The organism is Bacillus cereus group sp. MYBK222-1 (genome assembly GCF_051916425.1).
Classification (GTDB): domain Bacteria; phylum Bacillota; class Bacilli; order Bacillales; family Bacillaceae_G; genus Bacillus_A; species Bacillus_A paranthracis.
In genome coordinates this window covers 783,737-804,342 of sequence record NZ_JBQAGP010000001.1, presented here as the reverse complement: position 1 = coordinate 804,342, position 20,606 = coordinate 783,737, and the positions used below count along the sequence as shown (strand labels likewise).

Genomic DNA, 20,606 nt, shown 5'->3' with positions numbered 1-20,606 from the left:
TCTCCTCTATTTAAATTGTATTAATGATTGATAGGTCTAACCACACAGCTATCAACTCTCCCCATGATAAGGGTCAACACTGAATTTGCAATCATCTATAGACCAATTATTTCTTCAAACAACTCTCTGACCTAATAAATGATTAATCCCTCTTCTTCAGATATCTGTTAACTTCTATAATTTCTTCTTTTCTTCCATAGCGTTTTATTAATTAATTTGTTTTTATATAAATAGATAGTAACTACTCCCCCTCCCGTTCTTCTCTATATTTTGATCATACACATTGAAAATCTCTTTTTTCTTACTCCTTCCTTACAAATTCCTTACGTTCCAAACCACTTCTATATTTCGGTGGTTTTTGTTTTAAGAAAACTTAGTTCTATTAACTTGGTAACATTGGAATAACACCAAATGCCAATCAATTGAAGTAAAGTAAATGCTTCAAAAATAGGAATATTAGGAATTTCTCTTGATGGACATAGAAATCCGGTCCTCAATATAGAGATTTCCTTATGTAAGTATATTCCGCATTATAATTATAAAACTTAATTATTTTCTTATTTTTCAGAAAAATATAAAAACATCCCGGAATTTATTGTATAATGTTGTAAAAAGATGTCGGAGGGATTTAATGTTACATAAAATATCTCAATTCACAATGAAGCTTTCATCAATTCTTTTATCACTCTTATTATTATTAAATTTACCTTATTTATTTATCACTCAAAATGGATTTACCTTTCAACCAATTCTTTTTTTTAACCAGATTGTTACTATGTTAAAAGATGTTTTCTCCCCTGAATCATTAGTAGTGATAGGATCAGATCCGAAATTTGGTAGTTTCAAAAAAATACCCTTATTCCCAACTGTTTTAGAACCTTACCTATATTCATTTACTGTATTATTTTTAGCCTTTTTACTTGCGCTCTTTCTATCATCCAGCATGGCATTTTTTTATTTTTTAGCAAAAGATTATATAAAAAAATGGATAAACCGAATTGTGTTCATATTAGAAGCTGTCCCTGATATGATGATGATGATTTGTTTGCAAATATTTTTCATATGGGTACTTAGAAAATTCGGGGAAGCTCCTTTCACCATTATTTCTTTTAATGAAAATCGAGCTTATTTACTCCCAATTGTATCTTTAGCAGTCTTACCTACATTACAAATGTTTCGAATGATGGTGTTATACATAAAAGAAGAACATGGAAAAGATTATGTAGAGGTTGCCTATGGAAAAGGCCTTTCATCAAGTTATATACTATGCATTCATTTATTCAAAAATATATCTATCCACTTCTTCCACCATTTAAAAACGATTTTTGTTTTCTTACTTTCTAATTTATTCATTTTAGAATTTGTTTTTAATATGGAAGGCATTATTCAATTCTTATTTAATAAGGCGTTTATTTCACCTCCAGCTGCATTTATCATACTGGTTATGATTATCTTACCGTTTTATACTATTTTTCAAATAATCTCATTCATGATGAATAGATGGCAAAAGCACTTGAAAGGAGTAGCATTATGAAATCTATTTGGAAATCAAAACGCTTTTTAATCGGCTTTACTTATTTATTTATACTTATTTCAGCCAGTTTTATTTATAGTTGGTTCTTTAAAGATAACATCCCAAAACCTCCTCAGTTACTTTACAATGACAATAACGAATTACTTGGAAAGGCCCCCTTTCCGCCATCGTTAATTCCGCCTTTTGGATCTGATCGTTTTGGAGAGTCTGTTTTCTTACAAATTATAGAAGGAGCAAAATTTACTATTTTATTAGCCGTGGCAATTAGCTTCTTTCGAATTTTATGCGGAACATGTATAGGAATTCTCTTAAGTTTATATGCTCCAAAATTCAAGAGATTTTTCCAAGCATGCTCAGAAGTTTTTTATTATATTCCAACTCTATTTATCGCATTCATACTCATCACGCCCGTTAATATTGTAATCACATCAAATGCTGATGGGTTAGATCCAAATATTTCATTTACGTTTTATCAAGTACTCGTACTTATTTTCGTTGCTCTGCCTACACTTTCTTTATATATATCCTCAGAGGTTGATGAATTTATGAAACGAGATTACATTTTAAGTGCACAATTATTAGGTGCTAGCCGTTTTCATATTATGAAAAAACACTTACGAGTCTTATTACTTGACCGCTTATTTGTATTATTTATGGAACATATCGTCCAAACACTCATACTCGTTATCCATTTAGCGTTGCTTAACATTGTAATTGGTGGGATACAAATGCGTGAACTGTATGACGGAGTGCTCAAACCTGTTTCTCTATCTAATGATTGGGCAGGCCTTATTGGCTTAAATCGTAATGAAATGAATCTTTCATGGTGGATCATTTTTTATACTCTCGCTTCATTCTTTATTACGATTCTATTTATTAAGCTTATGACACTCGGGATTCAAGATGCACTGAAAGCAAGAGATTCGCAAACTGTAGCAATTCAAACCGTTCCTGATCATAAAAAATTTGTTAAACATAAAGATTCTTTTTCTTTTGCAAATAAAGTGAACCTTTAATCCTGTCTCATTAATCAAGTATGGATTGGCATTGATATTAGTAGAATATAAAAAAGATGATCCCTATTGCATACAGGGATCATCTTTTTATGCAGTCTAACTTTTTTACATGTACTTTGTTAGACTCATATTTTTTATATTTAATGTGAATTATTTGCAATCACAATTATGCTGTTTAAAATCGATTACCATACGTCCTTGAATTCGACCTTGTTCCATTTCTTCGAATACACTTTGTACTTTATCTAGAGAACAAGTTTGAACAACAGGCACTACTTTTCCTTCTGCACCGAATATAAATGCCTCTTCTAGATCCTTACGAGTACCGACTAGAGAGCCAACCACTTCAATTCCATCTAGTACAAGTCGCGGAATGTTTAAATCCATCGTTTCTACTGGTAAACCTACTGCAACGACTTTACCACAAGCACGTACTGCATCAACTGCAGAGTTGAATGCTACTTTTGAAACAGCTGTTACTACAGCAGCATAAGCACCACCAAACTCATCTTGAACAATCTTATCAGCAGGACCTTGAGAAATTGGATTGATTGTCATATCAGCTCCAACCTCTTTTGCTAAGGCTAATTTATCGTCATTAATATCTACTGCAATTACCTTTGCACCAAATACGTTTTTAGCATATTGAATAGCTAGGTTACCTAATCCACCACAACCATAGATGACGATAGGTTGGCCAGGTTTAATATTGGATACTTTTATAGCTTTATATGTAGTTACACCCGCACATGTGATTGATGATGCTTGAGCTGGATCTAATCCTTCTGGTACTTTCACCGCATAATCAGCTGTCACAATACATTGTTCAGCCATACCACCATCTACTGAATAACCAGCATTCTTAACTTCACGGCAAAATGTTTCCCTACCTGTTACGCAATATTCACAACGTCCACAAGATTGGAACATCCATGCAATACTTACACGGTCTCCCACCTTTAGTGAAGTAACATCATCAGCGATTTTCGTCACAATACCTATACCCTCATGACCAAGAATACGGCCATCTGTGTTTCCAAAATCATGATTTGCAACGTGTAAATCAGTATGACAAACTCCACAATACTCTACATCTACTAGCGCTTCACCTGAGTGTAACGGACGTAATTCTTTTTCAATAATTTCAATGTTTGCTTTACTATTTTTATTAACTACTACTGCTTTCATATGTGATCTCCCCTTTAGTGTTTTAGAATTTTTCATGAGTTCATCTCACAACTTCTGTCTTCACTAGTTTGGCTAATCATTGTGCCAAGTTTAAATGTTCAATCATCATTACATGTTCATCATAACATGACACTTCAAAAACAAATTGTGAAATTATGAACAATGTTTGAATTGTTGTATAAATCGTTTTATATTTTTTTAAATGAGAGTCATCACTGGCTATAAGTAAGTCTCATATTTCTACAAGAAAATAAATAAACAAACTATTCACTAATAAAAAAGGGGCTGTCTCATAAGTCTCTTTCGAAGTAAGATCACATGAAATTGAAAAGGCAGAAACGTTATAAAATCAACATTTCTGCCTTTCACTTTTTATACGATTTTGGCTAAAAAGCACCTTTTGAGACAGCCTCTTTTTTATATTCGTTTCATCGAAATTGTTTCACGAATACTTTGTAGATTTTGCAACGTTTCTTCTTGGTGTTGTAACGATAACCCAACGTACAAAGTATCTAATAAACTTAACTGCGCTAATCTTGATGAACTTGCTTCTGTGCGGAATTCCGTTCCACGTGTTGAAGTGTATAATGTAATATCAGCCAGTTGAATTAATGCCGATTTCTGATAACTCGTAATCGCAATAATTTTAGCTCCTCTTGCTTTCGCTACTTCTAACGCTTCCAGTAACCCTTTATTGCTACCAGAATGAGAAATGCCGATAACAACTGAATTTTTCGAGAGCAAACCAGCTCCTATAATTTGAAAATGCGAATCAGTATGAGCGATACATGAAATACCCGTTCTCATAAATTTATGATATGCATCCATCGCAATAATACCAGAACCACCATTTCTGTAAAACTCGATTCGATTTGCTTCTTACAAAGCTTTTACAGCTTGCTCTAATGCCGTATCATTTAACAAATGCAATGTATCTTGTAGTCCTGTAATATGCGAATGAAAAACTTTTTAGCAACAGTTACCATACTATCTTCTGCTGATACTTCTTCATGAATATTTTGCATCGGTGTATGGACAATTTCACGAGCTAATGTAATCTTTAAATCTTGGAATCCTTGCCAACCGAGGTGTTTACATAAGCGAAATATCGTAGCCTCAGAACTATTCGTAACTTCTGCTAACTCAGTAATAGATCTATGTACAACATCTTGTGGATGTTTTAAAATATGTTCAGCAATACTTCGCAATTCCGGTGATAAACCGTTTAACGAAGCTTGAATCTTTCCAATCCCACTTCTTGTACCAGGCATAGCATATCTTCACCTTCCATCGTAGCTTTATCCCGTAAAAAAACAATTGGTGTGGGTTAATAATCAGTGGGTATAGACCCTCCACGGATTAAAATTTCATTTTATTGTACCTAATTATTGAAAGAAGAAAAACCTTTATTAGACTTAACTATAACATTTTAATTGCTCCTATGTATTCTGTCATACTATGCGAAACATTTATTCATACTTATTATTATTTTCCCCATGTTTCACTGCATACAATGCAGCTTGCGTACGATCATCTACTTCTAATTTAGCTAAAACATTTGAAACATGTGTTTTTACAGTTTGTTCTGTAATATGAAGCACTGCTGCAATTTCTTTATTACTTCGCCCTTTCGCAATTTCACGAAGTACTTCTTGTTCTCTTTTCGTTAACATAGAAAAAGGGTTTTCTTTCTTGACTACTGATCGTCCTAATAGTGCTGGTGTTACTTTCGGATGAAAATTCGTATTTCCTTCATGTACTGCAATAATAGAAGCTACAAGTTGCTCAGGTTGTACTTCTTTTAATTGATAACCATCTGCTCCGGCTTCAAGTGCTGGTAAAACATAATCTTGCTCTGAAAAACTGCTTAATATTAGTATCTTTATCGTTTCATCATATTGTTTTATTTGTTTTGTTGCTTCGATGCCATCCATCTTCGGCATTGATAGATCCATTAATACTACATCTGGCCTTTTTGTTTGGACGAATGTGAATGCCTCTTCACCATTTTCTGCTTCCCCAACAATTTCAAATTCTTCTCTCGTTTTCAAAAAGAATACAAGTCCTCTTCGAACGATATGATGATCCTCAACTAGTAGTAATTTAATTTTCAACCTTCTTCTCCCCTTCAAACTGGCAATTGAATTTCAATTTTCGTACCCTTTTTCAGCTCCGTTTTTATTTGAAATGATCCCCTCATTAACTGAATACGTTCCTTCATACTTTTTAAACCGAGTGCTGACTCTCTTACTTGCTCTTGTATAAATCCTATTCCGTTATCCTCTATGTAAAAATACAACTGGTTATCTTCTATTTTTAAAAGAACATGTACCTTTTCACATGAAGCATGTTTTTTACAATTATGTATCGCTTCTTGACTAATACGCCATAAAACTTCTTCTATTTCATCACCAATTGAAACCATTCCATCAATTCGAACTTCCACGTGAATCCCTAACAACTTTCCGTAATTTTTAATTGCTTCAGCTAACCCTTTCTCTAATCCTTCCGGTCTTAATTGCCAAATCAAAAGTGTCATCTCTTGTAATGCTTCCTGTGATAATTCTCCAATATAGCTCAACATCTCTTGCAAGTCTCTATCTTGCGTCATATTTAGAGTACCTTTTGCGGTTAACATGATAGAAAATAACAATTGTTTTACTGAATCGTGTAAATCACGTGCAAGTCGATTTCGTTCAGCTACTACTACATATTTACGTTCTTTTTCCACTAGCTGAATACGTTGGATTGTCGTCCCTATTTGAAATGCAATTGATTCTAATAATGCTAATTCTTCCTCTGAAAAATGTGTTTTTTGAGGCGCGGCCACATTTAAGAGACCAAACTTCTCCGACCCGGACCTTAATGGAATTGTCGCATGGTGCGTAACATCTTCAGTATCTCCCCAATTACACTCAATCGCATCCTCTATTCGCTTACATTCAATAATATTTGTCGCTTTTTCCAATCTGCCATTTACAAAACGCTCTACACACCAGCAATCTCCTTCACACATCGGCTTCTTCTCTTGCCACGTAAGAGCTGGCGGTAAGTTTTGATCTACAAGCATACGGTGTTTTCCACTTTCATCAATAAAAAAGATCCAGCCTGTTTGTAAATTCATAACTTGTAACAAAGTATGTAACACTTTTTCTAACATGTCTTGTAAATTTGTTGCTTCATTTAATAATTCAGCAATTTCTTTTAATGCCTCTAAACGATGCATCTCTTTTTCTTCAAAGTTCATTTTCATCACCATCTATCATTATAACATTAAGAAATTTCTAAATTCTACAAATTAAAAAGAACTGAATTCCTTCAGCTCTTTTTTATATCAATCATTTTATTATTATTTTTCTATCCAATGTCGAAAGCAGCACTTCCGTTACCAAACTATTCTACTTTAGCTGTCCGATAAAGATTGTCCACCTTGTCTATGCTGTAAACTTTCAGTAGTAACAAGCATATTTGCTGCTGGCATTTGCACTTGATTCTTATGGAACATAGACATTAATTCAAATCTTACTTGTCTAGAAGTTTCAAAATAATCTTCTGGCTTTATTAAACCTGTAATACAAAATTCATATCCAACGTATTTCAGATTCGGGTTTAAATCTGTAACACCTACATATTTAAAAGGTTCAACAGCTTCATCCTCTACTTTATAAAGACTTGGGGCCAACTTTTCATTACAATTCACACAAACTTCCTCTAACAATTCCTTAACTCTTGTCGGATCTTCCTGATAACTTACCGTAATTCGTTCAATTACGCGCATCCAGCCTTTATTAAAATTTTGTATCGTTCTAATCTCTCCGTGTGGTATGGTAAGGAGTTTTCCTGACCATTCACGAATTTGCATAAAACGAATACTAATTTCCTCAATCGTTCCTGAGTTTGTTCCGTTAAAAGTAACAAAATCGCCAACACGAAACTCTTTGTCCGCTAATCTCGCAAAGCCTAATATAACATCTTTCAGCATCTGTTGTGCAGCAAAACCGATAACAACCCCCGCTATCCCTGCACCTGCAATGATACTTTTTATATCTACAAATTGGCTAATTAAATATATGATTAGACTAATGATAATGATATATCTAAAAATAGATCGAATCACACTTTGAATCGTTTGCTCTACCTCTTCATCAAAAAAGCTTGATTTCCTAAAAAACCAATCAATAATGCGGTTTATGACAAATGAAATAATGATTAGGACGAAAGCAAATAGTAAAAATCTTAAAAGTAAAAACTCTCTTACATAATTAAAAAATTCTTCAGTATACGTTAATAAACTCATCTAACCACTTCCTTACTAATTAAAAAATTCATAATCGTCTCAGTTTATTCTAGGAAAATCTATTATCTTCTCTAAAACGTCGCTACCCTTACTATGTATTTTGACTTTATTACTAATTCACTTTAAACAGTATGTCTAGATGTTCTTTTCCTTTCCCTTTAAATATACCCTTTTTAATAACCTAAAGGGAGCTAATCGTGAAATTTTTTAAGCGTTAAAACTTTATTCTACTCATTACGATTTCAACTAATTTATTCATTAACTAGATAAAAAAAGAGCTGAATTTATCAGCTCTTTTATTCGATATTAATTGTTGTTTTACTGTTTTTTTCTTCTTTCAATTTTGGCAATTCAATTGTCAGTACGCCATCTTTATAATTTGCTTTAACATTTTCTTCCTCAACTCGTTGAAAATTAAAGCGTCGAGTTACAGAACCTATAGAACGTTCTTTACGAATATATATGCCATTCTCATTTTTTTCTTCTACTTCATTATGATTAGTTGCTTGAATCGTTAATACATCTTGTTCAAATTCAACTTGAATGTTTTCTTTTTGAAAACCCGGTAAATCTGCTTTTACTGTATATTTATCAGACTGTTCATGAACATCTACTTTAAAAGTATCCATGTTCATCGGTTTAAAGAAAGCATCTGTCATCCCTTCTAATAAAGAAGGCCCAAAATCAAAAATACCATTTTGACGTTTTGTTATCTCTGGAAATAAATTACGCATATTTTTTCCTCCTTATTATTTATGAATGAAAGATTATCTCTTTCTGCCTTTATTATAACATTTGATCAAAAAAGGTCAAAGATTTTGTTTGACCTTTTTTGATGTATATTTTACCAAATAAAACAAATAAGTTATATGACTTCTCTCCCTCTTATAAAGAGGAAAATATTCACATAACAACGAATAGTATATTTGCTCTTATTTTTTCTTACGGAGGTTACATACAATGGGGTATATTGAAGAACTTAGAAAAGTTGTCGGATCAAGACCACTCAATCTAGCAGGAGTTGCTGTAGCTGTTTTCAATGAACAAGGACAAATATTACTTCAACAAAGGCGAAATGGTATTTGGGGTGTTCCTGGTGGATTCGTTGAACTTGGTGAATCAACAGAAGAAGCTGGGAGACGAGAAGTGTTCGAAGAAACAGGGATTGAAATAGGAACCTTACAGTTAATAAGCGTATTTTCTGGAAAAGAATTTTTTGTAAAATTACCAAACGGGGATGAGTTTTATCCTATAACAATCGCATATCTTTGCAAAGACATTAAAGGCGGCTTGCTAAAAGCTGATGGGATCGAATCATTAAGTGTCCAATTTTTTGATTTTGATAAGCTACCAGAAAATATTAGCCCATTTATAAAAAAATTAATTGAGCAAAACCTCGTCTCAATTTAAACGTAAAAAGAGACCTTTTTTAAAGGCCTCTTTTTTTACTTCACTTCTGCATTTAAACAAGATTTAAAATGTCCAAGTGCAAATTCATGCCCTTGCGCATTAAAAGATGCAACCGCCTTTTCATAAACTACAATTTTAAACCCTTTATTATAAGCATCTACTGCTGTATGAAGAACACAAATATCAGTACATACCCCTACAAGGTGAACCTCTTCAATTCCTCTTTCTCTTAACTTCATCTCTAAGTCTGTTCCTGCAAATGCACTATATCGCGTTTTATCCATGTAATATACATTCTCTGCATTTTTATATGTTTCGTACACATCTTGTAATTCACCAAACAAATATCTTCCATTTGTACCCGTTATGTTATGAGGCGGGAATAATTTTGATTCAGGATGATATACATCATTCTCTTCATGTTTATCAATAGCAAAGACAACGTAATCTCCATTTTCGATATATCGCTTCGTTATATGTACAAGTTCTTTCTCAATTTCTTGACCGGGTTTTCCGCAAGTTAAAGCACCTTTTTCCGCTACAAAATCATATGTATAATCAATATTTATAAGAGCTCGTTTCATTACTATCTCTCCCTCTCCTGTTTCACAGTAAACAATAGAAAATTTGTTATTACGACATCGTATGTACTATTCGACATTTCAAATGAAATACCTACATTTTTCTTCTGAAACTTACCTTATTCCGAGTTTATCATATAATAGCTAAACAATGGTAAAACAACTAGACCCTATCGATAAGTCATAAATTTGATAATGGAACGTAACTTGCATCATAAACCAAATTACTGACATCATCATATTAATCAAGAAGATACAAATACACCAGTTCACCTCTTCAACCGCTTTTTCTGTCATAGTAGTAACAAGTGGTCTCTTCCTAATTTAATCATATTAGAAAACGAAACAAGTGATTCACTATTACAACCTCTAGTATAAACAAAAAGTACACTACTTTTTGAGTAATGTACTTTTTATTCTTCTTATGACGCTGGTTTTGTTTCGAATGTTGCTTGATTAAAACTAATAACCTTTCCTTTCGGATCATTGTTTTCATACTGAACTGCCGTAATCGTATGACTACCTGTTTCAAGCGTCTTTTCTTTTAATTGTACTGTTGTCTGTGTTGTACTAGTTACTTGATATTTATCTGCAAACACTCGATCTACAAATACGAATGTTTCTTTATCATTTTGAAAATTAGAGAGCTCTAATTCAACGTGTTGAATTAAAGTATCCTTTTTAATGAATACAGCTGGTATATTACCATTCTCAGAAGTACCGTCTGGTGTAATAACTTTTACTTTTCCTTCTCCGACTGGCACTGCTCCTTCAGGAAATACTACTATATTCTCATTACTTGCGTTTACAACTCTTTCTTCCTGCTTTGATTGCGCACCTTCTTTTTCTTGTGGAGCGCCGCAACCGGCTAATAACAATACAGACAATCCAGTGATTATGAATTTTTTCAAAATTCATCCCCCCTGTCATTTCATTATAATTTATTATACAAAAATAACTTTTAAATTTTAAGACTATTTCCAACACTTTCATGAACAAATAGAATCTTGCTCACGATTAATGTATCATACTTTCCCTAATAGAACATTAATTTTTTTTATGAAATAAATAGTAATTCCCTCTTATCTATCATTTTAGCCTAACAGATTAATTACATACCTATCCAAAATAAAAAGACATTGTTTATTCAATGTCCTTTTATTTTGAGCTTTAAAAAACAAATGTTGTAATCTCATCTACTTCTTTTCTTGGAAGTTTCTTCGGCTTATCTTTCGGAAAACCGAGTGATATAACCATATTTATTTGCTTTTCAGGCTCAATTTGTAAATATTGTCGTAGTTCATCTTGAGCTAACAATACCGGTCCTGTCATTGGGCATGTACCAAGCCCCTTCGCATGTGCAGCTAACATTAAGTTTTGTGCCGCTAAACAGCTGCTCTTAATTCCTTCTTCTTCCCAAACTGAATCTGGAACAAAAGCAATCGGATCAAATATCTTTTCACGAAACTTTGATTCATATGGCGTTGCCAAACATACGATTAATACTGGTGCCTCCGAGAAAGCTGTTGCATATGGTCCAAAAGAACGTGTAAGTAATTTCCCTGCTTTCTCTTCTCCGGTTTCTGCCGCTTTTGCCGCAAGTTTATGTAATGCATCCCATGTCATTTGTTCAATTTCTTTAATTTTCTCTCGGTTCATAATGACCAAGAACTCCCAAGTTTGTGAGTTCGTATCACTCGGTGCATAACGAGCACAATCAATAATTTCTTTTATATCACTAGTGGATACTTCTTGTTCTGTGAACTTTCTAACACTTCGTCTACCGTGAATTACTTCTTTAAAATCTTCATAATTCATACATTAAATCCCCTTTTTACAGCGTTTTCAAATCTTGTCCTATCCTTGAATTATATCATGAAAAAAAGCTGGAGTAATACCAGCTTTTTTCTTCAATATTAGTTCGTAACTTTAAACAAACGAATACTTTCTTCATATGCAACTTGGAGTTTCTTTGTAATCGGTCCTCTTTCGCCGTTCCCGAACTGCTCGTCACCAATTTGAACGACTGGGAATATTTCAAGTGGCGTCGCTGTGAAGAAGCATTCATCGGCCTCATACACTTCTTGAAGTGGAAATTCTCTTTCTTCTACTTCAATATGTAACTCTTTCGCTAATGTAATAACATAGTGACGTGTAATGCCGTGTAGAATGAAATTGTCAGCCGGATGTGTAATCAATTTATTATTTTTCACCATAAAGAAATTTGAATGACAACCTTCCGTTACAATTCCATCTCGCACTAATATCGCTTCTTGATAGCCTTGTTCGTTTATTTTATTTTTAATCATAATATTAGGTAGCAGGTTTAAGGATTTTATATGACAGAACTTCCAGCGTATATCCTCTTCTACAGTAACTTTTATTCCTCGTTCCATAGAAGCAATTGGTCGTGGAAAAGAAACAATGTTTGCGAAATATGTTGGTTGCATATTTGACTCATATACATGATTACGTGCTTGAGCCCCTCTTGATATTTGCAAATATACATTCCCATCTTCTTGAAATTTATTTTTTTCAATCATTTGATATAACTCTTCCACTAACTCTTCCTTAGTAAACGGTGGAATTAATTTTATTTCTTCCATAGAATGAAAGAATCGTTCTAAATGTAAATCTAATAAATGTGGCTTCCCATCATATAGTCTGAATACCTCGTATATACCATCACCAAATTGAAAGCCTCTCTCCTCTAATGGAATCATCGGCTGTTCTTCCTTCGTATTTACAATTCTTCCGTTAAATAAAATCCAATCTTTATGAGTAGCTTTCATTTATTCCCACTCCTTTATTACATGATTGTTTTAATTGTACAACTTATGCACGATCAAAAGAAGCAATTTTCTGTATTTTAACAAAATAAAAAGTGCATCACCTATTTAAAGTGATGCACTTTTTATTTACTTCAGAAAATATTTTTCAATATCATCTAACATAAGATTTGCAGCTACAATACCACCTGCTGTATTCCAAATCACTTCATCTACTTGGAATACTTTATTCTCTTTAGAAGCCTGCAGTTGCTTAAAGAGTGGATCTTCTGTCCATTCTTTTGCTAATGTATTTCCTTCATTATTCTTATCCGCGTCTTTATCAGATGTGAAATAGAATAAATAATCCCCGTCCATATTTGGAATTTGCTCTTTTGTAATTCCTTTAATTGCAAATTCATCTTTATCTTGTAATGGTGGTCGTTTAAATCCAATATCATTTAATACAACACCTGAGAATGAATTTTTTTGATAAATACGAACGTCACCAGGGACGAAACGAATAATAGAAACTTTAGAGTTAACTTTATCACCTAATTTTTCTTTTATTCCTGCAATACGCTTTTTATAATCATTAAGAGCATTTTGCCCTTCTTTTTCTTTATTTACAGCTTTCGTATAAAGTGTAAAGTTTTCTTTCCAATCACCGCGTAATGTTTCAGCATATACTGTTGGCGCGATTTCTTTTAATTGTTCGTATATTTTTTCGTGACGCATTTTATTTCCGATAATTAAATCCGGCTGAAGCTTCATTACTGCTTCTAAATTAATGTCACGCTCAGTTCCTACTACTTTCGTATTTTTTAACTCTTTCGCTAAATGAGGATACCATTCATCACCAGCTCGTGGTTTTGTAGTTCCAACTGGTGTTACTCCAACAGATAAAAGTGCCTCAGCGCCCTCATTTGTTAAAACAACAACTCTTTTTGGCGTACCATTTACTGTCGTTTCGCCCATTGCATGTTTTATCGTATACGAATCTTTTGCTTTAGCTGATGTCTCATTTTCTTTCTTCTCTTCTTTACTACACCCTGCGATTATGATCGTTAGTAGCATAACGCAAAATATAAGTATATTTTTAGTGCGTGCCATAAGTCCTCCTAGTTGAAATTGATTATCATTTACTTTTTAAAGATTAATGTATATATCATACATTGTCAATAGATATATCAGAAAACTTTTTCAATATATATAATTTAGACCTCATTTTTATTCAAACTATTTTTATATTTATTTGCTACTCACATTTTTTATTCGTAACATGTGAAACATAAATGGACATAAGAAAGTAATTGTAATTCCAGTCACTGCATAACGTAAATAATACATATCAGGTATTACTTTTTTTAGTATAAACTGCATTATTAGCATGATACTTAGGCCCAATACTGTTTTTACCACTTGCGTTTTAAAATCATTACTTTCATTCATATTAATAAAATGATTCTCTAACATGATACCAATCGTAGAACCTGTCAAAACTCCTAGTAATTTAAGATTATCTACTTGGCTTGTCATAACATACATAATGAGTGAAACAGCCAATATAATTCGTTGTAACAATATAAATTTCCTATCACTTAATTCCATTGTTACTTTCGTATATAAATAAACAACTATGACACTAAATAAAACGGCACCTATTATATCACTGAGCCAATGTACACGTAAATATAGACGAGAAATAGCAACTAATATAATAAAAACAATACCAATGATCCAAACGATTCTCTTTTTACATAAAATCATGAATGAACCCCAAAACGTTGTTGCTAACTGCACGTGTGTACTTGGGAAAGAATAACTTGCAGCTGATTTTTCATATAAAGATTGAATTCCGTCGTATGTATACGGTCGCGGAATTTTCATAAATTCTTTTATCACTATCCCTATATATCCAGAGAAACAAAGCATAACAATCATATGAAATGCTTTTCTTTTAGAAACGCACCAATACGAAATTGAAATAACAATTAAATATAATGTTTCATTTGCAATAATAGATACAAGTTTAAAAAATGCTGTAAGTACACTTCCCTCCAGACTGATCATCCATTCAAGAAATAACATATCAATATTAAACATACAAACACGATACCTCCCTAAAATTTAATTCTGCTATTTTTTAGCACTTCATATAAAGTGAAACTTTAATCAGCCCTAACCAATCGGACTTTTATGGGCAGCCCAATCCCCATCTAACTTCTTTGCTTTCGTTGAATTTTGAGGTGTGGGTCTTACTGCCCATTAAAGCGAGACAAACTAGTTGATTAACATTTCCAATTTATACACCCACTTACGTTACAGATTAAGAATATATAGTACCACATACTAAAAACAGATAATATGTTAAATCCTCTAATCATTTTTATAAATTTCAATGGAATTTTGAGTTTTATATACAAAGCCATTACAATTACAAATTAAAAAACCGCCTTATGTAAGGCGGTTTCTATCATTTTGTTTTAACCAATTTAAAATAAATATATACGATTGATAGTGAATATAACGTATGCAAAATAAAAGAAATAAAAGGGCTATTCCAGTGGTACTATACAGCAAACCAAACTTCAAAAAAATATTTAACAGCGGTGGAAAGTTCGTTATGTTTTGTAATGTAAGTAGCATACAAAACAAAAGGAAAAACACTGGGGCATATTGTAATTCATATGGCTTTCTCTTCTTATTCATTCTTTTTCGAATAAGCATATGGCTTAGCTCCGCTACTAAAAAACATCCTCCAATTAATACAAGACCAGAAGTCATCGTCATACACCCACCTGCCTTATATTTATCCCGCATAACTACTCATCGTTATATTTTCTTCACATATATTCCGTCTTCCACATTAAATCCAAAGCTCTCTATGAAAGATTTCGCTTGTTCTGTTAATTCCGTTTGTAATACCTTTATCTCTTTCACATTTCTTTCTTTCATCATCATTTCAAATGTGAAATACGTATTTGCCCCATAACCGTAACTTTGATAATCAGAGTGAATAATTAACTGAGATAAAACCACAGTCTCCTCTTGAACACGATAATCTATTACACCAATATATGTATCATCGACTTTCACACAATACTGTACCTGTTTCTCACTTAAACTATGTGAGTGAAACATTTCTTTAACAACGCTTTCATTTTCTACAGTTACTTTTTCAAACGTAATCATATGTTGTCCATCCTTTTACTATTATTGTATCAATAATACGTCCTATTTATGAAAAAAACCTTAAGACCATATGCGATCTTAAGGTTTTTCTAATTAAACTAAGCTATACGCACGTTTCGTTTCTTCGTGGAACTTATTCGTATCGTATTTATGCTCAACATAAATTTGATGCCATACCATAAACGCAAGTACAGTCCAAATTTTACGGCTATAATCGCCTTTATCTGCACAATGTGCTTCCAGTAAGTTTAATACATACTGTTTGTCGATTAAATGCTCTGTTTTACTCTCGTTTATAATATTGATAGCCCAATCATGCATTTCGTCTTTTAACCAGTGACGAATTGGTACTGGGAATCCAAGCTTTTTACGATCTAATACGTGATCTGGAACGATTCCGCGTGCTGCTTCACGTAAAATAGCTTTCGTAGTTCCGTTAGCAATCTTAAATTCAGTTGGAATTTTAGATGCAACATCGAATACTTCTTTATCTAAGAACGGTACACGAAGTTCTAATGAGTTCGCCATTGTCATTTTATCAGCTTTTAATAAAATGTCACCGCGTAACCAAGTGAACATGTCAATGTATTGCATTTTGCTTACATCATCATAATCTTTAATTTCGTTATACAATGGTTTCGTGATATCCATATAGTTAACACTTTCATTGTAATACTTCATTAATTCGGCTTTCTCTTCTTCACGGAAGATTTTCGCATTTCCATAGTAACGTTCTTCAATTGGCGTACATCCACGCTCTAGGAAGCTCTTTCCTTTAAAGCCTTCTTTAAGAGCACCACTTAATGCTTTTAGAACGCTCTTACCTGGGCTAGGAATGTAAGAGAACATTTTCAGTGAGTTTGGCTCACGATAAATGTTATAACCACCAAATAGCTCGTCTGCACCTTCGCCTGAAAGAACAACTGTTACATGCTTACGTGCTTCTTTTGCAACGAAGTACAACGGTACAGCTGCTGGATCTGCTAAAGGATCATCCATATGCCAAATGATTTTTGGGAACTCATCCATAAACTCTTTCGCTGAAATGAATACGTTATGGTTTTTAACACCTAATTTCTCAGCAGTTTCTTTCGCAACATCAACTTCACTGAAACCACGTTGCTCAAAACCAACAGAGAATGTTAAAAGATTTGGATTCATTTCTCTTGCGATAGAAGCGATGATAGATGAATCGATACCACCAGATAAGAATGAACCTACTGGTACATCACTGCGCATATGCACTTTTACTGAATCATATAACACATCACGAATTGCTTGGATATGCTCCTCTTTCGTTGCACTTGAAGCATTGAAATAAGGTTTCCAGTAGCGATGGATTTCCATCTCTTTACCGATTTCTTTTACGAAATAATGACCAGGTTCGATTTTATTAACATCAATTGTTAATGTTTCTGGCTCTGGACCATATTGGTACGTAAAGTAATGTTGTAATGACGTTGGGTTAACGCCTTTATCTTCCATCACATGCATAATACTTTTCTTCTCAGATGCGAAGAATGTAGTATCACCTTGTTGTGCGATGTATAAAGGTTTAATACCGAAGTGGTCACGTGCACCGAAAAGTTTCTTTTCTTCACGATCCCAAATCATAAATGCAAACATACCACGAAGGTAGTCTACACATTTTTCTTTCATATGTGCATACAATGCAATGATAACTTCTGTATCAGATTGCGTTGCAAACGTTGCACCTTTTTCAAGTAACATTTCACGTAATTCTACATAGTTGTAAATTTCACCATTAAAAATAATTACATATCGATCATTTTCATAAGTTAGCGGCTGATGTCCTGCCTCTAAGTCAATGATACTTAAACGGCGGAAGCCAAATTGTACATGCTCATCACGAAAATATCCTTCGTCATCTGGACCACGGTGGAAAATCATCGTGTTCATATTTTCAAATTGATGTTTTTCTGTTTCTGAAAACTCTCTAGGGTTTTCACATAAACATCCTACAAAACCACACATACTTCTTACCCTCTTTCAGTTTTCATTCTGTCTCTATACTACTATATCAACCCTATTTATACTAGCATAATCAACTGAATATGGCGACCAAAAACTATAAAAAAATCACTCCATTTCACATTTTTAACAATTTTTTATGAAAACATGAAAATTAGGCAATCACCTTTCTCCGCTTTTGTCATATGATATTGCAAATTGATTTCTAGGAGGGAATACCATGAGTGAAGAAAAAAAAGACTCTTCTCGCCCACCGGTTCGCAATTATTTAAAGCAAATTGATGATTTCTTCGAGCAAACACCACTTCGCAATGTAATTGCTGATTTAAATCATTTTTTCCAAAAAGGAAATCGTTTATTAACATTCCCTGTAGATTTATATGAAGTTGGTGAAGAACTCGTTGTTACAGCTGAACTACCAGGTATACAAAAAGAACAAATTCAAATTGAAATACAAAGTGAATACTTAAAAGTCTCTGTAAAAGAAGAGATACTGGAAGAAGAAGAGCAAACATCCCATAACTATTATCGCCGAGAACGTTCTATTTCAGAAGCATCCAGATTAATTAAATTACCGTACTCCATTAATAAAAAAGCAGCAAAAGCTTCGTATCAAAATGGCGTGTTAGAAATTCGGGCTCCAAAACTTCCACAGCAACATGACATTTTATCCATAGATTAATGTAAAAAAGAAGGGTGCTTTAATCTGCACCCTTCTTTTTATTCTGCTAATCGCTTCATATCACGTATAATGTCCTCATACGGCGTATTACTAATGCCACTGTACTTTTTCATTACTTTTCCGTTTTGATCAATTAAATAAAATGACGTACCATGTATCACTTGACCATTTTCAGGTTTATCTACAAGTGATTGGAAATTATCTTTTGAAAACTTTGTAATATCTTCTAACGAATAACCTGTTAACAGGTTCCAGTTACTTGTATCTTCTGTAAACTTTTGAATGAAAGCTTTCAAGTTTTCTGGCTTATCAAGGTCAGGATCTACGCTAAATGATACAAACTGAACATCTAATTTCTCTTCCTTTGCCATTTTCTGCAATTTCGCCATATTAGCAGTCATTGGCGGACAAACTGTTTGACAGTTTGTGAACATAAAATCTGCAACCCAAACTTTCCCTTTTAAATCTTTTGTACCAAATGGCTTTCCATCTTGATTTGTAAATTGGAAAGTTTCTAAATCCCAATTCAATGGTTTACGAAGCTTTGAACCTGATCCACTACATCCAGCAAGTACAAAGAGACAAAATACAACCATAAGACCAATTACTTTTTGATAACGCTTCATTTATAAACCTCTTTTCTCTATCCTAAATTTAAATAGGTTATGTTTATCATAACAAAAGTTAACACTACGAGAAAATTGTTTACTACATTTGTTCACGAAATCGTACGAATTTACGTATGTTACTTCTTTATTTCAAGCGAATTACTAGACAAAATAATTTTTTTACTATTATTTCTCTAAATAATCGTCGCAAAACTAATTCTATTGTTATTTTTGTAAATGCACCTTCCTGTTTTTTTACAATTATTTAAACATTCATCCATGTTATACACTGTATTCCTTAACAACATTTCGGTACAATACAATTACAACGATTTTAAATGAGGTGATGTTCATGGCAAAGCGCTATGAAAATATGAATAATGTGAGTACAAAAAAATCAATTCGCTCTTTTATACGCTGGCGTAAAGAACGAAAGCAAAACAAAAAAGATTTTTCTTTCTTAGTAGAACAATCACCCGTTAAACAAAGTGCATTTTTGCAAAGTAATATTGAAAAAACGACTGTCACATGGATTGGGCATTCTACTTTTCTTATCCAAACGAATGGACTTAATATACTAACGGATCCAGTATGGGCCAATAAATTGAAGCTAGTCTCAAGACTTACTGAACCTGGTCTTTCTATACAAGAACTACCTAAAATTGATATTGTCCTCATTTCACATGGTCATTATGATCACTTAGATTTTTCAACACTTCGCCAACTTAATGATGACGTATTATACTTAGTACCCATTGGGCTAAAAAAATTATTTACTCGTAAAAAATTCAATAATGTAGAAGAGTATAAATGGTGGGAAAGTACGACTATTGATGATGTTTCCTTTCACTTCGTACCTGCTCAGCACTGGACGAGAAGATCATTATTTGATATGAACACATCTCACTGGGGTGGATGGATTATTAAAAATGACAATATGGAAGAAACCATTTATTTTTGTGGAGACAGTGGCTATTTCCAAGGTTTCAAAGAAATTGGCAAACGCTTTTCAATTGATGTTGCCCTTATGCCAATTGGAGCTTATGAACCAGAATGGTTTATGAAAATATCTCACGTTTCACCTGAAGAAGCAGTGCAAGCTTATTTAGATTTAAATGCTACACACTTTATACCAATGCATTACGGAGCTTTTGCACTCGCTGATGAAACACCTCGCGAGGCAATAACAAGGCTTCGAAATAATTGGAATTTACGTATGTTACCGTGGGAACAACTGCATGTACTCTTTTTAGGTCAAACTTTCATTTATAATAGTGAAACACATTATAAGAAAGTGAATGAAAAAATTGAAACATTACATGTGTAACGTAACTA

General features: G+C 33.2%; 20 protein-coding genes and 1 pseudogene. 5 read left to right on the top strand and 16 right to left on the bottom strand.

The window, feature by feature from the left end:
• Nucleotides 1-631 precede the first annotated feature (631 nt).
• Both ACTFR9_RS04045 and ACTFR9_RS04040 read left to right on the top strand, forming a co-directional pair.
• The gene (locus ACTFR9_RS04045; protein ID WP_000902497.1) at nucleotides 632-1,534 is read left to right on the top strand and encodes an ABC transporter permease subunit; all 903 of its coding nucleotides are present in this window, start codon (nucleotides 632-634) and stop codon (nucleotides 1,532-1,534) included.
• Nucleotides 1,531-2,550 carry an ABC transporter permease gene (locus tag ACTFR9_RS04040; RefSeq protein ID WP_000836563.1) on the top strand — a complete coding sequence of 340 codons (1,020 nt, stop codon included), beginning with the start codon at nucleotides 1,531-1,533 and terminating at the stop codon, nucleotides 2,548-2,550. The genes ACTFR9_RS04045 and ACTFR9_RS04040 overlap by 4 nt, the downstream gene beginning before the upstream one ends.
• A gap of 150 nt (nucleotides 2,551-2,700) precedes the next feature.
• On the opposite strand, the gene adhP is transcribed toward ACTFR9_RS04040, so the two are convergent.
• From adhP to ACTFR9_RS04010, 6 genes and pseudogenes are all read right to left on the bottom strand, one after another.
• On the bottom strand, nucleotides 2,701-3,738 hold the full coding sequence (gene adhP / locus ACTFR9_RS04035; RefSeq protein WP_000649104.1) for an alcohol dehydrogenase AdhP: 1,038 nt from the start codon (nucleotides 3,736-3,738) through the stop codon (nucleotides 2,701-2,703).
• A gap of 417 nt (nucleotides 3,739-4,155) precedes the next feature.
• A pseudogene (locus ACTFR9_RS04030) lies at nucleotides 4,156-5,009 on the bottom strand (MurR/RpiR family transcriptional regulator).
• Between the two features lie 198 nt (nucleotides 5,010-5,207).
• Nucleotides 5,208-5,852: a response regulator gene (locus ACTFR9_RS04025; protein WP_000694646.1), complete on the bottom strand. Its 645-nt coding sequence runs from the start codon at nucleotides 5,850-5,852 to the stop codon at nucleotides 5,208-5,210.
• 14 nt (nucleotides 5,853-5,866) lie between these two features.
• The gene (locus ACTFR9_RS04020; RefSeq protein ID WP_130777026.1) at nucleotides 5,867-6,964 is read right to left on the bottom strand and encodes a sensor histidine kinase; all 1,098 of its coding nucleotides are present in this window, start codon (nucleotides 6,962-6,964) and stop codon (nucleotides 5,867-5,869) included.
• A gap of 177 nt (nucleotides 6,965-7,141) precedes the next feature.
• Nucleotides 7,142-8,035 carry a mechanosensitive ion channel family protein gene (locus ACTFR9_RS04015; RefSeq protein WP_000055418.1) on the bottom strand — a complete coding sequence of 298 codons (894 nt, stop codon included), beginning with the start codon at nucleotides 8,033-8,035 and terminating at the stop codon, nucleotides 7,142-7,144.
• A gap of 296 nt (nucleotides 8,036-8,331) precedes the next feature.
• Nucleotides 8,332-8,769 carry an Hsp20/alpha crystallin family protein gene (locus ACTFR9_RS04010; RefSeq protein WP_001245061.1) on the bottom strand — a complete coding sequence of 146 codons (438 nt, stop codon included), beginning with the start codon at nucleotides 8,767-8,769 and terminating at the stop codon, nucleotides 8,332-8,334.
• A gap of 226 nt (nucleotides 8,770-8,995) precedes the next feature.
• Between ACTFR9_RS04010 and ACTFR9_RS04005 the strand changes: the two genes are divergently transcribed.
• Nucleotides 8,996-9,445, top strand: coding sequence for an NUDIX hydrolase (locus ACTFR9_RS04005; RefSeq protein WP_000540517.1), 450 nt, complete (start codon nucleotides 8,996-8,998; stop codon nucleotides 9,443-9,445).
• Between the two features lie 35 nt (nucleotides 9,446-9,480).
• Here the strand turns inward: ACTFR9_RS04005 and ACTFR9_RS04000 are convergent, their stop codons facing one another.
• The 9 genes from ACTFR9_RS04000 to asnB form a co-directional block, all read right to left on the bottom strand.
• Nucleotides 9,481-10,029, bottom strand: a complete 549-nt coding sequence (locus ACTFR9_RS04000) for a cysteine hydrolase family protein (protein WP_000816787.1) — start codon at nucleotides 10,027-10,029, stop codon at nucleotides 9,481-9,483.
• A gap of 419 nt (nucleotides 10,030-10,448) precedes the next feature.
• On the bottom strand, nucleotides 10,449-10,937 hold the full coding sequence (locus ACTFR9_RS03995; RefSeq protein ID WP_000713485.1) for a hypothetical protein: 489 nt from the start codon (nucleotides 10,935-10,937) through the stop codon (nucleotides 10,449-10,451).
• Between the two features lie 259 nt (nucleotides 10,938-11,196).
• Nucleotides 11,197-11,844 carry a nitroreductase family protein gene (locus ACTFR9_RS03990; protein WP_001105307.1) on the bottom strand — a complete coding sequence of 216 codons (648 nt, stop codon included), beginning with the start codon at nucleotides 11,842-11,844 and terminating at the stop codon, nucleotides 11,197-11,199.
• A 98-nt stretch (nucleotides 11,845-11,942) separates the two neighbouring features.
• Nucleotides 11,943-12,818: a D-amino-acid transaminase gene (dat, locus tag ACTFR9_RS03985; protein WP_000648366.1), complete on the bottom strand. Its 876-nt coding sequence runs from the start codon at nucleotides 12,816-12,818 to the stop codon at nucleotides 11,943-11,945.
• A 126-nt stretch (nucleotides 12,819-12,944) separates the two neighbouring features.
• A complete protein-coding gene (locus tag ACTFR9_RS03980; protein ID WP_000124633.1) occupies nucleotides 12,945-13,907 on the bottom strand; it encodes an ABC transporter substrate-binding protein in 963 nt (320 codons plus the stop codon).
• Nucleotides 13,908-14,045: 138 nt separating this feature from the next.
• The gene (locus ACTFR9_RS03975) at nucleotides 14,046-14,900 is read right to left on the bottom strand and encodes a phosphatase PAP2 family protein (RefSeq protein ID WP_000481802.1); all 855 of its coding nucleotides are present in this window, start codon (nucleotides 14,898-14,900) and stop codon (nucleotides 14,046-14,048) included.
• A gap of 351 nt (nucleotides 14,901-15,251) precedes the next feature.
• Nucleotides 15,252-15,581, bottom strand: coding sequence for a hypothetical protein (locus tag ACTFR9_RS03970; RefSeq protein WP_000200476.1), 330 nt, complete (start codon nucleotides 15,579-15,581; stop codon nucleotides 15,252-15,254).
• A 48-nt stretch (nucleotides 15,582-15,629) separates the two neighbouring features.
• The gene (locus ACTFR9_RS03965; RefSeq protein ID WP_000627507.1) at nucleotides 15,630-15,989 is read right to left on the bottom strand and encodes a GNAT family N-acetyltransferase; all 360 of its coding nucleotides are present in this window, start codon (nucleotides 15,987-15,989) and stop codon (nucleotides 15,630-15,632) included.
• A gap of 93 nt (nucleotides 15,990-16,082) precedes the next feature.
• The gene (gene asnB, locus ACTFR9_RS03960; protein WP_000333816.1) at nucleotides 16,083-17,984 is read right to left on the bottom strand and encodes an asparagine synthase (glutamine-hydrolyzing); all 1,902 of its coding nucleotides are present in this window, start codon (nucleotides 17,982-17,984) and stop codon (nucleotides 16,083-16,085) included.
• Nucleotides 17,985-18,201: 217 nt separating this feature from the next.
• Here asnB and ACTFR9_RS03955 point away from each other — a divergent pair, with 217 nt between their 5' ends.
• Nucleotides 18,202-18,663, top strand: a complete 462-nt coding sequence (locus ACTFR9_RS03955) for an Hsp20/alpha crystallin family protein (RefSeq protein WP_001288087.1) — start codon at nucleotides 18,202-18,204, stop codon at nucleotides 18,661-18,663.
• Nucleotides 18,664-18,701: 38 nt separating this feature from the next.
• Here ACTFR9_RS03955 and ACTFR9_RS03950 read toward each other — a convergent pair whose 3' ends face one another.
• The gene (locus ACTFR9_RS03950) at nucleotides 18,702-19,289 is read right to left on the bottom strand and encodes an SCO family protein (RefSeq protein WP_000833353.1); all 588 of its coding nucleotides are present in this window, start codon (nucleotides 19,287-19,289) and stop codon (nucleotides 18,702-18,704) included.
• 334 nt (nucleotides 19,290-19,623) lie between these two features.
• Here ACTFR9_RS03950 and ACTFR9_RS03945 point away from each other — a divergent pair, with 334 nt between their 5' ends.
• On the top strand, nucleotides 19,624-20,598 hold the full coding sequence (locus ACTFR9_RS03945) for an MBL fold metallo-hydrolase (protein ID WP_001129646.1): 975 nt from the start codon (nucleotides 19,624-19,626) through the stop codon (nucleotides 20,596-20,598).
• Nucleotides 20,599-20,606 lie beyond the last annotated feature (8 nt).

Coding starts and splice junctions, on each gene's coding strand:
- ACTFR9_RS03975 (WP_000481802.1), bottom strand. CDS start 14,900: ATGTTTAATATTGATATGTTATTTCTTGAATGGATGATCAGTCTGGAG.
- ACTFR9_RS03965 (WP_000627507.1), bottom strand. CDS start 15,989: ATGATTACGTTTGAAAAAGTAACTGTAGAAAATGAAAGCGTTGTTAAA.
- dat (WP_000648366.1), bottom strand. CDS start 12,818: ATGAAAGCTACTCATAAAGATTGGATTTTATTTAACGGAAGAATTGTA.
- ACTFR9_RS04010 (WP_001245061.1), bottom strand. CDS start 8,769: ATGCGTAATTTATTTCCAGAGATAACAAAACGTCAAAATGGTATTTTT.
- ACTFR9_RS03970 (WP_000200476.1), bottom strand. CDS start 15,581: ATGACTTCTGGTCTTGTATTAATTGGAGGATGTTTTTTAGTAGCGGAG.
- ACTFR9_RS04015 (WP_000055418.1), bottom strand. CDS start 8,035: ATGAGTTTATTAACGTATACTGAAGAATTTTTTAATTATGTAAGAGAG.
- asnB (WP_000333816.1), bottom strand. CDS start 17,984: ATGTGTGGTTTTGTAGGATGTTTATGTGAAAACCCTAGAGAGTTTTCA.
- ACTFR9_RS04000 (WP_000816787.1), bottom strand. CDS start 10,029: ATGAAACGAGCTCTTATAAATATTGATTATACATATGATTTTGTAGCG.
- ACTFR9_RS03990 (WP_001105307.1), bottom strand. CDS start 11,844: ATGAATTATGAAGATTTTAAAGAAGTAATTCACGGTAGACGAAGTGTT.
- ACTFR9_RS04045 (WP_000902497.1), top strand. CDS start 632: ATGTTACATAAAATATCTCAATTCACAATGAAGCTTTCATCAATTCTT.
- adhP (WP_000649104.1), bottom strand. CDS start 3,738: ATGAAAGCAGTAGTAGTTAATAAAAATAGTAAAGCAAACATTGAAATT.
- ACTFR9_RS04005 (WP_000540517.1), top strand. CDS start 8,996: ATGGGGTATATTGAAGAACTTAGAAAAGTTGTCGGATCAAGACCACTC.
- ACTFR9_RS04020 (WP_130777026.1), bottom strand. CDS start 6,964: ATGCATCGTTTAGAGGCATTAAAAGAAATTGCTGAATTATTAAATGAA.
- ACTFR9_RS03955 (WP_001288087.1), top strand. CDS start 18,202: ATGAGTGAAGAAAAAAAAGACTCTTCTCGCCCACCGGTTCGCAATTAT.
- ACTFR9_RS03945 (WP_001129646.1), top strand. CDS start 19,624: ATGGCAAAGCGCTATGAAAATATGAATAATGTGAGTACAAAAAAATCA.
- ACTFR9_RS03950 (WP_000833353.1), bottom strand. CDS start 19,289: ATGAAGCGTTATCAAAAAGTAATTGGTCTTATGGTTGTATTTTGTCTC.
- ACTFR9_RS04040 (WP_000836563.1), top strand. CDS start 1,531: ATGAAATCTATTTGGAAATCAAAACGCTTTTTAATCGGCTTTACTTAT.
- ACTFR9_RS03980 (WP_000124633.1), bottom strand. CDS start 13,907: ATGGCACGCACTAAAAATATACTTATATTTTGCGTTATGCTACTAACG.